The 13,593-nt window shown below is 70.2% G+C and carries 13 protein-coding genes; 12 read left to right on the forward strand and 1 reads right to left on the reverse strand.

Translation table 11 applies throughout. From position 1 onward, the window contains the following. Positions 1 to 22 precede the first annotated feature (22 nt). The gene (rpmB, locus tag D457_RS0110995) at positions 23 to 208 is read right to left on the reverse strand and encodes a 50S ribosomal protein L28 (protein ID WP_026116537.1); all 186 of its coding nucleotides are present in this window, start codon (positions 206 to 208) and stop codon (positions 23 to 25) included. A 374-nt stretch (positions 209 to 582) separates the two neighbouring features. Between rpmB and recG the strand changes: the two genes are divergently transcribed. The 12 genes from recG (at position 583) to D457_RS0111055 (ending at position 13,544) form a co-directional block, all read left to right on the forward strand. After that, complete coding sequence (gene recG, locus D457_RS0111000) at positions 583 to 2,802, forward strand: ATP-dependent DNA helicase RecG (protein WP_017580715.1); 2,220 nt, start codon at positions 583 to 585, stop codon at positions 2,800 to 2,802. 168 nt (positions 2,803 to 2,970) lie between these two features. Further along, a complete protein-coding gene (rsmD, locus tag D457_RS0111005) occupies positions 2,971 to 3,537 on the forward strand; it encodes a 16S rRNA (guanine(966)-N(2))-methyltransferase RsmD (protein WP_026116538.1) in 567 nt (188 codons plus the stop codon). Positions 3,538 to 3,780: 243 nt separating this feature from the next. Then, positions 3,781 to 4,269, forward strand: coding sequence for a pantetheine-phosphate adenylyltransferase (gene coaD, locus D457_RS0111010; RefSeq protein ID WP_017580717.1), 489 nt, complete (start codon positions 3,781 to 3,783; stop codon positions 4,267 to 4,269). A gap of 470 nt (positions 4,270 to 4,739) precedes the next feature. Further along, positions 4,740 to 5,285: a YceD family protein gene (locus D457_RS0111015; protein WP_017580718.1), complete on the forward strand. Its 546-nt coding sequence runs from the start codon at positions 4,740 to 4,742 to the stop codon at positions 5,283 to 5,285. Positions 5,286 to 5,420: 135 nt separating this feature from the next. Then, a complete protein-coding gene (gene rpmF, locus D457_RS0111020; RefSeq protein WP_013151268.1) occupies positions 5,421 to 5,597 on the forward strand; it encodes a 50S ribosomal protein L32 in 177 nt (58 codons plus the stop codon). Positions 5,598 to 5,988: 391 nt separating this feature from the next. Further along, positions 5,989 to 6,741 (forward strand): ribonuclease III, encoded by a 753-nt coding sequence (gene rnc, locus D457_RS0111025; protein WP_017580719.1) that lies wholly within the window; start codon positions 5,989 to 5,991, stop codon positions 6,739 to 6,741. Between the two features lie 3 nt (positions 6,742 to 6,744). After that, complete coding sequence (mutM, locus tag D457_RS0111030) at positions 6,745 to 7,599, forward strand: bifunctional DNA-formamidopyrimidine glycosylase/DNA-(apurinic or apyrimidinic site) lyase (protein WP_017580720.1); 855 nt, start codon at positions 6,745 to 6,747, stop codon at positions 7,597 to 7,599. A gap of 224 nt (positions 7,600 to 7,823) precedes the next feature. Then, the gene (locus D457_RS0111035; RefSeq protein WP_026116539.1) at positions 7,824 to 8,111 is read left to right on the forward strand and encodes an acylphosphatase; all 288 of its coding nucleotides are present in this window, start codon (positions 7,824 to 7,826) and stop codon (positions 8,109 to 8,111) included. A 366-nt stretch (positions 8,112 to 8,477) separates the two neighbouring features. Further along, positions 8,478 to 8,669, forward strand: coding sequence for a hypothetical protein (locus D457_RS0111040; RefSeq protein WP_017580722.1), 192 nt, complete (start codon positions 8,478 to 8,480; stop codon positions 8,667 to 8,669). 451 nt (positions 8,670 to 9,120) lie between these two features. Beyond that, a complete protein-coding gene (gene smc / locus D457_RS0111045; RefSeq protein WP_017580723.1) occupies positions 9,121 to 12,666 on the forward strand; it encodes a chromosome segregation protein SMC in 3,546 nt (1,181 codons plus the stop codon). 11 nt (positions 12,667 to 12,677) lie between these two features. Continuing rightward, positions 12,678 to 13,076, forward strand: coding sequence for a hypothetical protein (locus tag D457_RS0111050; protein WP_017580724.1), 399 nt, complete (start codon positions 12,678 to 12,680; stop codon positions 13,074 to 13,076). A gap of 81 nt (positions 13,077 to 13,157) precedes the next feature. Beyond that, positions 13,158 to 13,544 carry a hypothetical protein gene (locus D457_RS0111055; protein WP_017580725.1) on the forward strand — a complete coding sequence of 129 codons (387 nt, stop codon included), beginning with the start codon at positions 13,158 to 13,160 and terminating at the stop codon, positions 13,542 to 13,544. Positions 13,545 to 13,593: the final 49 nt, after the last annotated feature.

Genomic DNA, 13,593 nt, shown 5'->3' on the forward strand with positions numbered 1-13,593 from the left:
AGACTACTGGCGGGAGGGAACCCTAGCGGGTCACCTTGCCGGCCTTGATGCACGAGGTGCAGGCGTTCACGCGCTTGGGCGTGCCACCGACCTTGGTGCGAACAGTCTGGATGTTGGGGTTCCAGCGGCGGCGGGTGCGACGGTGCGAGTGGGAAACACTGTTACCGAACCCTGGTCCCTTGCCGCAGACGTCGCAGACGGAAGCCACGGTAACTCCATTCAAGTGCTCGGGATCGCGCACGTCGCCGCACGCGAGGTTCATCCGACCGGAAGAGGTCGGGTGGGCAGGTCGGCGCGAACGCCAACCGTGGAAGAGTACACGACGGACATACCCGAAGGTGGAATCAGACCACTGGGAGGCGCCCGTACGCGCAACGGTGGAACACGGTACGGCCGAAACCGCACAAACCCACCGGAGCATCGAGATCAGCCACGCGGGCATGGCGAAAACACGATGAACTCTGACGAGTATACCCCTGTCGGGGTGGGCGGGCGCCAACTCCGGTCCTGGCCCCGGTCGTCACACCAGAGGTCTACCGTGGCGTTGACGGGCGACCCCACGAGGCCAGGACGGGAACCACAGTGAGCACCTGGGACGAGCCGCTGCGCAAAGGACCGCTCGGCGGCAGGACGGCGAAGGCATTCGCCGACAAACTCGACCTGCACACCCTCGGCGACCTGCTGCGCTACTACCCGCGCCGCTACGACCGCCGCGGTGAACTCACCGACCTCGCACTCCTGCGGGAGGGCGAGGACGTCACCGTTCAGGCCAAGGTCCTGGACGCCCGGCGGCGCACCATCCCCGCCCGGCAGGGGCGCCGCCGGATGGACATGATGGAGGCCACCGTCACGGACGGCACCGGCCGCCTGCACCTGACCTTCTTCAACCGCGGCTCCCACCACCAGAACACCCTGGTCCCCGGGCGGCTGGCCATGTTCTCCGGCCGGGTCTCCACCTTCAAGGGCCGCCGCCAGCTCGACCACCCCGAGTACGTCCTCCTGGACGACGACGGGACGGAGGGGGAGGCCGCCCGCGCCTACGCCAACGAGCTCATCCCCGTCTACCCGGCGGTCAAGGGCCTGGACTCGGCCACCATCGCCCGCTCGGTCGGGGTGGCCCTGGACTACGCGGTGGACATCCCCGACCCGCTGCCCCCGGAGCTGCGTTCCGACAAGAAGCTCCTCGGCGTCCACGAGGCGCTCCGCAAGATCCACCGGCCCGACGACTGGGCCGAGGTGGGCGCGGCCAAACGCCGCCTGAAGTGGGACGAGGCGTTCGTGCTCCAGCTGGTCCTGGCCCAGCGCCGCCGGCAGGCCGAGGAACTGCCCGCCGCCCCCCGCCCTGGCGCGGACGGCGGAATCCTCGACGCCTTCGACGCCCAGCTGCCCTTCACCCTCACCGACGGCCAGCGCGAGGTCGGCGACCGCCTGGCCGAGCGGCTCGACGCCACCCACCCCATGCACTGCCTGCTCCAAGGCGACGTGGGCGCGGGCAAGACCCTGGTGGCGCTGCGCGCGATGCTGCGGGTGGTGGATTCGGGCGGCCAGGCCGTCATGCTCGCTCCCACCGAGGTCCTCGCCCAGCAGCACCACCGCTCCATCGGCGCGATGCTCGGGGCGCTGGGCCGCGCCGGACAGATCGACGGCGCCGAGAACGCCACCCGGGTGGCCCTGCTCACCGGTTCGATGAACACGGCCGCCCGCCGGGAGGCCCTGCTGGACGCGGCCTCGGGGCAGGCGGGGATCGTCGTGGGCACCCACGCCCTCCTCCAGGAGCACGTGTCCTTCGCCGACCTGGGCCTGGTGGTCGTGGACGAACAGCACCGCTTCGGCGTGGAACAGCGCGACGCCCTGCGCGAGAAGGCCCGGGACGGCCGCCCGCACGTCCTGGTGATGACCGCCACACCCATCCCGCGGACCGTGGCGATGACGGTCTACGGCGACCTCGACGTGGTGGCCCTCACCCAACTGCCCAAGGGCCGCGCGCCCGTCTCCACCCACGTCGTCCCGGCCCACGAGAAACCGCACTTCCTCACCCGCGCCTGGGAGCGCATCCGAGAGGAGGTCGGCCAGGGGCGCCAGGCCTTCGTGGTCTGCCCCCGCATCGGTGACGGCACGGACGGCTCCGGAGGGGGAGAGCCCGGAGACGAGATCGACGCCACGGCCGAGGACGCGCCCCCGGGCGCCCGCCCGCCGCTCGCGGTCCTGGATGTGCTCGCCCGCCTCAAGGAGGGCCCGCTGGCCGACGTCCGGGTGGAGGCCCTGCACGGCCGGATGGCCCCCGACGACAAGGACGCGGTGATGCGCCGCCTGTCCTCCGGCCAGACCGATGTGGTGGTCTCCACCACCGTCATCGAGGTCGGCGTGGACGTGCCCAACGCCACGGTCATGGCGATCATGGACGCCGACCGGTTCGGTATCTCCCAGCTGCACCAGCTCCGAGGCCGGGTCGGCCGAGGGCAGCTGCCCGGCCTGTGCCTGCTGGTCACCGAGTCCGAGGACGGTAGCCCCGCCCGCGAACGGCTGGCCGCGGTCGCCTCGACCACGGATGGGTTCGAGCTCTCCCGCGCCGACCTGGAGATGCGCCGTGAGGGCGACGTCCTGGGCGAGGCGCAGTCCGGCGCACGTTCGAGCCTGCGGATGCTCACCCTGGTCAAGGACGAGCAACTCATCGGCGAGGCCCGCGAGGAAGCCACCCGCCTAGTCGCCCGCGACCCGGACCTGACCGGCCACCCGCCCCTCACCGACGCCCTCACCGCCCTCCTCCCGGAGGACCGCGCCGAGTACCTCGACAAGACCTGAGCCGTCCGCCGGGGAGGGTTGTCCACAGGCGGAGAACCTTCCCCGGCGGGTGGGTCGTCCCCGGTGTTGACTCGATATCGGGGGAGCTTCGCTTCCCGCTCGCCTCGGCGTGCCCGGGAGCGGGGCCGTGGTCAGGTGCGTGCCCCGAACCGCACTACCGTGGTGGCCATGACCCGCATCATCGCCGGGGCGGCGGGCGGACGGCGCATCTCCGCCCCCGACGGCCGTACCACCCGACCCACCAGCGACCGGGCCCGTGAGGCCCTGTTCGCCTCCGTCCAGTCCGATCTCGGCTCCCTCGACGGGCTCCGGGTCATGGACCTCTACGCGGGCTCCGGGGCGATCGGCCTGGAAGCCCTCTCGCGGGGTGCCTCGCACGCCCTGTTGGTGGAGGCCGACCGCAAGGCGGCCCAGGTGGTGAAGGAGAACATCGCCACACTCCGGCTGCCCGGCGCCGAACTGGCCGCCGACCGGGTGGAGCGGGTACTGGCCCGCGGCAACCTCGGTGCCCCCTACGACCTGGTGGTGGCCGACCCGCCTTACGCGGTCACCGACGACGAGGTCGCTTCGGTGCTGTCCGCCCTGGTCGAGCACGGATGGCTGGCCGAGGACGCGGTGCTCGTGGTGGAGCGGTCCAAGCGGACCCCGGAACCGGCCTGGCCCGAGGGGATCGAGCGCGACCGCAGCCGCAAGTACGGCGAGGCGATCCTCTGGTACGCCCGCACCACCGGGTAGGGGCGGTAACGGGCCGGGAAGCCGGAAACCGGGCATAGTCGACGTTTTCCGAAGTTCCACGCGGGAAGGTTCAGACGACCCGCACGTGTCGTAGCGGTGGGGATCTGCCGTGTCCTTCCTGGGGCGAACCTGGGGTGAATGTGGACACTGGTGGTTACTAAGTGGGTGTTGCCCGAATTGCTACAGGGGTGAGCCCCTACGATCGCGGTACCCGTGAGTAGTTCTGGAGAGGGGCGATCCACCGTGCGCAGAGTCGTCTGTCCGGGTTCCTTCGACCCGGTGACCTACGGTCACATCGACATCATCGGTCGAGCCGCCAAGCAGTACGACGAGGTCATCGCCGCCGTACTCAACAACGTCAACAAGCGGGGGCTGTTCACCGTCCCCGAGAAGCTCGACATGCTCAGCGAGAGCACCGCCGAGTTCGGCAACGTCCGGGTCAGCGACTTCGACGGACTCCTCGTCGACTTCTGCCGGGAGAACGGCGTCGAGACCATCGTGCGCAGTCTGCGTTCGGTCAGCGACTTCGACTACGAGCTCCAGATCGCGCAGATGAACTACCGGCTCTCCGGCGTGGAGACCGTGTTCATGACCGCCAACCCGCAGTACTCGTTCCTGTCGTCCAGCCTGGTCCGGGAGATCGCTCAGCACCGCGGCGACGTCTCCAGCCTGGTCACGCCCTATGTCCAGGGTCGCCTCAAGGAGAAGTACGCCGAACGCGCCCAGAGCTGACCGGGCACTCCCGCCGCTGGCCCGAGGACACCCCCGGAGCCAGACGCGGAGCCGCTTGCTTGCTTTGGGCCTCCGCTTCGCTTTGGCCCGCCCGTCGCCCGCCACCGCCCTCAACGGGCGCGCTGGCGCGCGACGGTTCTTCCGCTGTTCGGCGCCTTTGCGGAGGGATTTGGGTTCAAGCAGGCACAGCATCGTCGTCGGCGCCTGACGCTCGTACCTCGCTAGCGGCTTGACTCCTCTTGCAGCACCCTCCCCGGCGCTCGAACTGGGGGCTGATTTGGGTGGTCGGGGACATGGTAGGTAGAATCTGGGTTTGACCATGGGCGTCGCCGGTCTTCGGCGTGCGCTCAGGCCGGTCAGCACTACCGCGATACTCCGATGCCACGTGTGTCGGTGAGCGCGTGCCCGGCACCCGGAACTCTCCTGAAAGCGCGATCACCCTGACTCGTCTAGATGCCCGTGACCCGTACGTGGTCGACACCCGCCAGCTGGGCCGCCAGCCGGGGTCGATGCGGACCGTCAACCGAATCGTGACCGTCCCCGACGCGTTCGAGACGGCGATGGCCAGCGTGCCCAAGGGGCAGGAGACCGAGCTGGACCTGCGTCTTGAGGCGGTGATGGAGGGCGTCCTGGTCACCGGAACCGTCCGTGGTCGCCTCACCGCGGAGTGCTCCCGCTGCCTGGACCCCCTGTCCGAGGAGCTGGAAGCCGGCTTCCAGGAGATGTACCGCTACGCCGCCGACGACGAGGAGAGCCTCGGGGGCGACGGGGACGCGAACGACGAAGATGAGGACTACTATCTAGAGGGCGATCTGCTCGACCTGGAACCAGTGGTTCGAGACGCCGTCGTGCTCGCTCTCCCACTCTCACCGCTGTGCGGCCCGGACTGCCCCGGCCTGTGCGCCGAGTGCGGTGCCAAACTCGCCGACGTCGGACCCGAGCACGGGCACGGCGACGGTGTGGACCCGCGTTGGGAAGCTCTCCGCGAGATCGCGGAGAAACCCGAGCAGCAGTAAGACCAGTGCGCCGATCGCGCGCGGTACCCGCCGGGCACCGCTGACGACCGGAGCACACCCTCCCCGCCACAGCGCGCGGGGTGACCAGATAAGCGACCTCCCGCGACCGCGCGGGGGTGACCCAGGAGGATTGAAGTGGCCGTCCCGAAGCGGAAGATGTCGCGGAGCAACACCCGGACCCGCCGTTCCCAGTGGAAGGCGTCGCGCCCGGTGCTGGTCAACTGCCCGCGCTGCCGTGACCCGAAGCAGCCCCACATCGCGTGCCCGACCTGCGGCACCTACAACAACCGCCAGGTCACCAACCCGGCCTAACCCGGAAGTGACAGGCTTCGGGTCCAGCACCCGATTCCACACTCCCGAACACCATCGGGGCGGACCCCATTGAGGGGTCCGCCCCGCTGTGTTGCCCGCGGAAGGAGGGCGCGGCGGTGCGGGTCCGGCCGCACCGTCGGCCCGAAGGCCTGAGCACTGTCGGCAGGGAGCGGTAGAGTGCTCTGGGAAACGCCGGGAAGAACACTTTCCGCGGTTCCGAGACACCGGTGATCCTGCCCCCGCAAGGGCTCCCGAGGATCGTGGTGGCCGCCGGGGGAGCGAACCAGCTCCCGCGACGATCACCTCGTTTTCGAGCGTCCTGGTCGGGCCGAGGGATTCCTCTACCTCCGCGCGCCGCACACCGGCGCGCCCAACAGGGAAGCGAACTCGCGTGGCAAGCCAACTCTCCGTCTCCGAGGCCAGGTCGTTCCACCGTGCGATCGGCGTCGAGGTCGACCCCAAGATCCTGCTCCGGGCCCTGACCCACCGCTCCTACGCGTACGAGAAGGGCGGCCTGCCCACCAACGAGCGCCTGGAGTTCCTCGGGGACTCCGTGCTCGGCCTGGTGGTCACCGACACCCTCTTCCGCAAGCACCCGGACCTGCCCGAAGGGCAGCTGGCCAAGCTGCGCGCCGCCGTGGTGAACATGCGCGCCCTCGCCGACGTCGCGCGCGGGCTGGGCATCGGTGAGTACATCCGGCTGGGCCGCGGTGAGGAGGGTACCGGGGGCCGGGACAAGTCCTCGATCCTCGCGGACACCCTGGAGGCCATCATCGGAGCGGTCTACCTGGACCGCGGTCTCGACATGGCCTCGGAGTTCGTGCACCGGCTCTTCGACCCGCTGATCGCCACCGCCTCCGGGCTGGGCGCCGGGCTGGACTGGAAGACCTCCCTGCAGGAGCTCACCGCCGCCGAGATGCTCGGGGTGCCCGAGTACCACGTGGACGAGAGCGGCCCCGACCATCAGAAGACCTTCCGCGCCACCGTCCGGGTCGCGGGGGAGAGCTACGGCCTGGGCGAGGGCCGCAGCAAGAAGGAGGCCGAGCAGCAGGCCGCGGAGTCTGCCTGGAAGGCCATCCGGGCCCGCGCCGACAAGGCCGCGGAGAAGGCCAAGGGCAAGGCCGGCGGCCAGGGGCAGGGCTGAGAGATGCCTGAACTTCCCGAGGTCGAGGTGGTCCGGCGCGGTCTGAGCGACCACGCCGTGGGGCGCGGGATCGGCGCCGTCGAAGTGCTGCACCCGCGTTCGGTCCGCCGCCACGTGCCCGGCCCCGCGGACTTCGCGGGTCGGCTGAGCGGGCAGACGCCCACCGCGGTCCGCCGCCGCGGCAAGTACATGTGGCTGGTGCTGGACAGCGGCGACATGCTCCTGGTTCACCTGGGCATGAGCGGGCAGATGTTGGTGCAGCCCCAGGGCAAGCCGGATGAGAAGCACCTGCGGGTGCGCATGTCGCTCGACGACGGTAACGAACTGCGCTTCGTCGACCAGCGCACCTTCGGCCACCTGCTGCTGGACCAGCGGGGTGAGCGCGCCGAGGTGCCGTCTTCGGTGGACCACATCGCCCTGGACCCGCTGGACGCCGAGTTCGTCCCGGACGCGTTCGTCCGGGCGCTTCGGAGCAAGCGGACCGAGGTCAAGCGCGCACTGCTGGACCAGTCGCTGATCAGCGGTGTGGGCAACATCTACGCGGACGAGGCGCTGTGGCGGGCGCGGCTGCACTGGGCCCGCTCCACTCGGGGGCTGACCAACGCCCAGGGTTCGGAGCTGCTCGGCCACGTCACCGACGTGATGACCGAGGCCCTGGAAGTCGGCGGCACCACCTTCGACGGGCTGTACGTGAACGTGAACGGGGAGAGTGGTTACTTCGAGCGCGGGCTCAACGCCTACGGGCGGCGGGACCGGCCGTGCGGTCGCTGCGGCACGCTGATCGTGCGCGAGGCGTTCATGAACCGTTCGTCGTTCAGCTGCCCGAGCTGCCAGCGGGCCCCGCGTCCCCGCGGCTGAGGCAGTGGACGCGCTCGCAGAGAGAGTGTCCGCGACGGGTGCAGCGGCACGTCCCGGGGGTCTCCAAGGCACGTCCAGGTCTCAGCGGCCACAGAGGGCACAGTAATCACCCTCGCCACATAGGCCACCTGGGTGCCTGATATGTCGGCTTAAGTGCCTTAAAGGCGTTCCTTGGCGTGTCGGTGAGGAAAGTGTCTCCGTGAGGTAAGGGAGAGTGTGGGGCTGTGGGGCAAGAGGGAGAGCCGGTTCGGCTGATGGCGTGGGTACGCGGTCGGGTTCAAGGAGTGGGTTTTCGCTGGTGGACCCGGGCTCGCGCGCTTGAGGAAGGGCTGAAGGGCGCCGCGACCAACCTGGACGACGGTCGGGTCGAGGTCGTCGCGGAGGGCTCCCGCGAGGGATGTGAGCGACTCCTGGGACACCTGAGAAGCGGCCAAACGCCCGGAAAGGTCGATTCCGTGGTCGAACACTGGGGTCCACCGCGGGGTTCCTTCGACGGTTTCGTTGAACGGTGAGTATGCTGGAAGGGTAACGCGGTTCGAGCATCGACCGTGGTGCGGTTCAGATCCGGTAGTAGACGGGCGCCGCGACACACGGGGACCACCGCGCAAGCCGAGTCAGGGCCGTGCGTACCGGCGTCACCGCCGGGGGTGGATCACGTTCGTACCGTGCGATATCACATGCCCTGGTTCGTTTTGCCTGGCATGTGGTCATTGCGGACTGTTGTAATCCAATCTTGACCAGTGGCGCGCAGAGTGAGACTCTGGGATGCACACCGCGCATCCTCAGCCCGTGAAGTCGGCCCTCCGCGGGGCCGAGAAAAACACGGGGTCACGTATGCGCGCATCACCACTGGTCACTCAGCGTGGAGGACCCACATCATGGCGAAGGCTCTGTTTGGCCACGTCGGCGGCTCCGACCCTCGGATGGTCTCGGAGATGCGACGGCTTCAGAAGCGGGTACGCGACCTTGAGGACGAGATCAGCCGTCTTCAGGCCCAGAACGACCAGCTCAGCATGGCCGTCACCGACGTCGCCGCCAGCGCGACCGACCGCGAGCCCGCGCTCGCCTGACACCGTGTCGTCGTGAGGGACCGTGGTACCGGCCCGGACACGACACACCGTTGATGATCCACTGACGGGGACGCCGAACGCACGACTGGCGTCCCTGGCCGGATCACCACACGGCACCCGGTGCTCACCGAGAACGCGGTGTTCACCTGCGGCAGTGCTTACCTGAACACATGACGATCCGCCGCTTTTTCTTTCCCTTCACTTGCGGCTTCTTTTACCGTTGTACCCGGCGGGCTTTTACGCAACCCTCCGTGCCCGCCGGACATCCCCCCTTCCGGGCATTCCCTCGCATTCCCCATGCCCCGGGTCCGTGCCGAGGCCACGGTGGCGCAGCTCATCGGCCCTGTGTGCGCTCAACGACCCCCTTCGGTCACCGCTTCATGGCACCCTTGTTGTCGGCCCCGAGGTGAACCGCCCGTGGCGAGAACGGTGACCGTCGTGGGAGGCGCGGGTGTACCTGAAGAATCTGACGCTTCGCGGCTTCAAGTCGTTCGCGTCGGCCACCACCTTGCGCTTCGAGCCCGGCATCACCTGTGTGGTGGGGCCCAACGGCTCCGGTAAGTCCAATGTCGTCGACGCCCTGTCCTGGGTGATGGGCGAGCAGGGTGCCAAGTCCCTGCGTGGCGGCAAGATGGAGGACGTGATCTTCGCGGGCACCTCCACCCGCCAGGCGCTCGGCCGCGCCGAGGTCAGCCTCACCATCGACAACACAGACGGCGCCCTGCCGATCGACTACACCGAGGTCACCATCAAGCGGACGATGTTCCGCAACGGTGGCTCGGAGTACGCGATCAACGGCGACACCTGCCGTCTGCTCGACATCCAGGACCTGCTCAGCGACTCCGGTATTGGCCGCGAGATGCACGTCATCGTCGGCCAGGGCCAGCTGGACACCGTCCTGCACGCCGGCCCCGAGGAACGCCGCGCCCTCATCGAGGAGGCGGCCGGAATCCTCAAACACCGCAAGCGCAAAGAGAAGGCGATCCGCAAGCTCAACGCGATGCAGGGCAACCTGGACCGCGTCACGGACCTGACTGCCGAACTGCGCCGCCAGCTCAAGCCCCTGGGTCGCCAGGCCGAGCTCGCCCGCAAGGCTGCTGTCATCCAGGCCGACCTGCGTGACGCTCGACTGCGCCTGCTCGCCGACGACATCGTCACCCTCACGGAGCAACTGGCCAAGGAAGAGGCGGACGAGAAAGAGGTCCTGACGCGTCGCAGAGCCGCCGAGACCTCCCTCAACCAGGCCCAGGAACGCGAGACCGAGCTGGAGGAGGCCGCCCAGCAGGCCGCCCCCGCCCTGGCCAGGGCTACCGAGACCTACCACGCGCTGTCCCGCCTCACCGAACGCCTGGACGCCGTCCGGGGCCTGGCCACCGAACGCCACCAGAACCTGGTCGCCGTGCAGGGCGAGGTCATCCAGCGCCGCGACCCCGAGGAACTGGAGATGGAGGCCGAGGAGGCCGCCGCCCAGGAGGAGGAGCTCCAGACCCGGCTGGAGGAGGCCCGCGAGGTCCTGGAGACCAGCGTCACCGAGCGGGCCGCCGCGGAGGACGCCCTGCACCGCGAGGAGCGCCGACTCGAGTCCGCCTCCCGTGCCGCCGCCGAACGCCGCGAGGGCATCGTCCGGCTGAGCGCCCGGACGGAGAGCCTGCGAGGACGGCTGGCCTCCAACGAAGCCGAGATCACCCGGCTGGAGGAGGCCGCCCAGCAGGCCGCCGAGCGTGCCGCCACTGCCCAGGCCGAGTACGAGATGGCCGCGGAGGAGTCCGCCGGACTGGACGAGGGCGACGCCGAACTCGACCAGACCCAGGAGCGCTTCGCCCGCCGGCTGTCCGCCGTAGACGCCGAGCTCAACCAACTTCGCGATGCTGAGCGCACGGCGGAGGGTGAACGCGCCGCGCTGGCCGCCCGCAAGGAGGCCCTCGAACTGGGCCTGGCACACAAGGACGGTGCCGGAACCCTGCTGGAGGCTGGGCTGCCCGGCATGCTCGGCGGCCTCGCCGCCCTCGTGCAGGTCGACCCCGGTCACGAGACCGCCGTCGCCGCCGCCTTCGGGGTGGCCGCCGGGGCGGTCGCCGTCCGCGACGAGGCCAGTGCCACCGCCGCCCTGGAATTGCTCAAGTCCGAGGACGCGGGCCGGGCCGGGATCGTGATCGCGCGGGCCATCCCGGCTGTTGATCGTGCTGAGTGGCCGTCCCCGCCCGGCGGGGTCCGCTACGCGGCTGACGCCGTCGCCGCTCCGGCCCACCTGTCCGACGCCGTCCACGCGCTGCTCGACAGGGTGGTCCTGGCACCTGGCGCAGAGGTGGCACGGGAGCTGGTCAGGGCCCTGCCCGGCGTCCGGGCGGTCACCCCCGAGGGCGACGTGTTCGCCGCCGAGATGGTCCACGGCGGCACCGCCGCGGCGCCCAGCCTCCTGGAGGTCCAGGCCGCCGTCGACGAGGCCGCCGAACGCCTGGAGGCCGCCACCGAGTCCGCCAAGCGCGTTGCCGTGGAGCTGGAGGCCAAGAAGCGCGAGCGTGCCGAGACCGCCGCCGCCGCGGACGAGATCACCGCCCGCCGCCGTCAGAGCGACCGCAAGCGCAACGAGTCCGCGCAGCGCCTGGGCAAGCTGGGCGGCCAGGCCCGCTCCGCTGAGGCCGAGTCCGAACGCTACGCCGCGGCCGCCGCCAAGGCCGCCGCCGCGCGCGGTGAGGACGCCCACAAGCTCGAACGCCTGGAGGAGGAGCTGGCGGAGGCTGAGGAGATCGCCGCCGCGGTGGAGGAGGAAGCACCCGACGCCGACCACCGCGACGAACTCTCCGCCCTGGCCTCCCGGGCCCGCGCCACCGAGATGGAGCGGCGGCTGGCCGTGCGCACCGCCGAGGAGCGGGCGCGTTCGATCGCGGGCCGCTCGGACGCGCTGCTCGCCCAGGCGGCGGAGGAGCGCCGGGCCGTGGAGCGCGAGGCCGAGCGGCGCCGTAACCGGGCAGCCCAGGCCACCGTTGCCCAGGCTGTCGTGGAGAGCGCCCGGCTGTCTCTGGAGCGGATCGCCGTGTCCCTGGCGACGGCTGAGACCGAACGCGTGGCGGCGGAGACCGAGCGCGAGGCCCGCGACGGCGAGCTCAAGACGGTGCGGGCCCGGGTCCGGGAGCTCTCCGTGGAACTGGAGAAGCTCACCAGCTCCGCGCACAGCGGCGAGGTCGCCCGCGCCGAGCGAAGGATGCGTTTGGAGCAGTTGGAGACCAAGGCGATGGAGGAGCTGGGTGTGGACGTGCCCACCCTCATCGCCGAGTACGGGCCCCGTGTCCCGGTGCCCCCGGCGGCCGATGCCGACGAGCACGCGGTCCCGCTGCCGTACGTGCGCGAGGTGCAGGCCAAGCGGCTCAAGGTGGCCGAGCGCCAGCTCAACCAGCTCGGCAAGATCAACCCGCTGGCCCTGGAGGAGTTCGCGGCGCTGGAGGAGCGGCACGCCTTCCTCAACGCGCAGCTGGAGGATCTCAAGAAGACCCGCCGGGACCTGATGGACATCGTCGCCGAGGTGGACGCCCGGGTGCAGGAGGTGTTCTCCTCCGCCTACCTGGACGTGGAGCGCGAGTTCGCGGCGATCTTCGGCCGGCTGTTCCCGGGTGGTGAGGGCAAGCTGGTGCTGACCAGCCCGGAGGACATGCTCACCACCGGCATCGAGGTGGAGGCCCGCCCGCCCGGCAAGAAGGTCAAGCGGCTGTCGCTGCTGTCCGGCGGCGAGCGCTCACTGACGGCGGTGGCCTTCCTCGCCGCCATCTTCAAGGCCCGGCCCTCGCCGTTCTATGTGATGGACGAGGTCGAGGCGGCCCTGGACGACACCAACCTGCAACGGCTGCTGGTGATCTTCGAGGAACTGCGGGAGTCCTCGCAGCTCATCGTGATCACCCACCAGAAGCGCACGATGGAGGCGGCGGACGCGCTTTACGGCGTCACCATGCAGGGCGACGGCATCTCCCAGGTGATCAGCCAGAAGCTGGACCGTCCGGCCTGAGGAAGCGGACCATGTTGACGCTGCGCTCTTCGCTGTTCTTCGGCACGCTGCTGATGATCGGGCTCATCGTGCTCCTGGTGTGGGTCGTCCGGCGCAACTGGGGCCCGGCCCGCAGGGCACCCGTGTACGCGTCCTTCACCGGGGTGGTTCTGCTGCTCGTCATCCTGACGCTGCCGCCCGTCGCCTACCGTTCCGCCGAGGGAAACCTGCGGTGCGCCCCGGTCCTGGTCGCCGGGCACCCCTTCACCACGTCGGACGCGGGGTGGGATCGCGGAGCGCGTGTCCTGGCGGACGAACACCTGGTGCGCGAGCTCTGCGGGCAGGCCCGGACCCAGCGCCTGGGCGTGGGGCTGCTGGTGGCGGTCCCCACCGCCGCCGCGATCGCGGTCGCGTGGCGGAGGTCACCATGACTCGGGCACCCTGGTGACGGCTCGGGTGGGGCGGGCGCTCTAACCTGGCGGTTGGCCTGAACCCTTTCTGGAACGGACACCGTGTTCTTCATTCCCCTCCTGCTGTGGGCCCGACAGCGGATGCGCGACTACCCCGGCGCGGTCCGGGCCAGTCTGGTCGCCGGGGGTTCCGGTGTGTTCGTCATGATGCTGCTCCTGGGCACCTCCTACGGGGTGCAGCCCCCTCCGGGGGAGGAGGACCGGTTGCGCTGCTCTCCGGTCGTGTGGGTGGGCCCCGCCTGGTGGGACGACCGCCGTGACTGGGACGAGGACATCGAGCAGATGCTCCGCCAGGAGTGGGTGGACAGCTCCTGCTCTGAACGCCAGAAACAGCGGGCTCTGCTGTCGCTGGCCCTGGCGGTGCCCTCGACGGTGTGCTTCGCCTACGCCGTCATCCGGCTTCCCCGCGCCAAGGACGGGGAGTCCTGATCGGGTGCGCCCTTCTCACACACGTGAAGGGCCGCCCTCCCGGAACTGC

Source organism: Nocardiopsis valliformis DSM 45023, assembly GCF_000340985.1.
GTDB classification, from domain to species: domain Bacteria; phylum Actinomycetota; class Actinomycetes; order Streptosporangiales; family Streptosporangiaceae; genus Nocardiopsis; species Nocardiopsis exhalans.

What these genes read in the sequence shown, in the direction of transcription:
- D457_RS0111050 (WP_017580724.1), top strand. Translation starts at nt 12,678, where the DNA reads ATGTTGACGCTGCGCTCTTCGCTGTTCTTCGGCACGCTGCTGATGATC.
- rsmD (WP_026116538.1), top strand. Translation starts at nt 2,971, where the DNA reads ATGACCCGCATCATCGCCGGGGCGGCGGGCGGACGGCGCATCTCCGCC.
- D457_RS0111040 (WP_017580722.1), top strand. Translation starts at nt 8,478, where the DNA reads ATGGCGAAGGCTCTGTTTGGCCACGTCGGCGGCTCCGACCCTCGGATG.
- mutM (WP_017580720.1), top strand. Translation starts at nt 6,745, where the DNA reads ATGCCTGAACTTCCCGAGGTCGAGGTGGTCCGGCGCGGTCTGAGCGAC.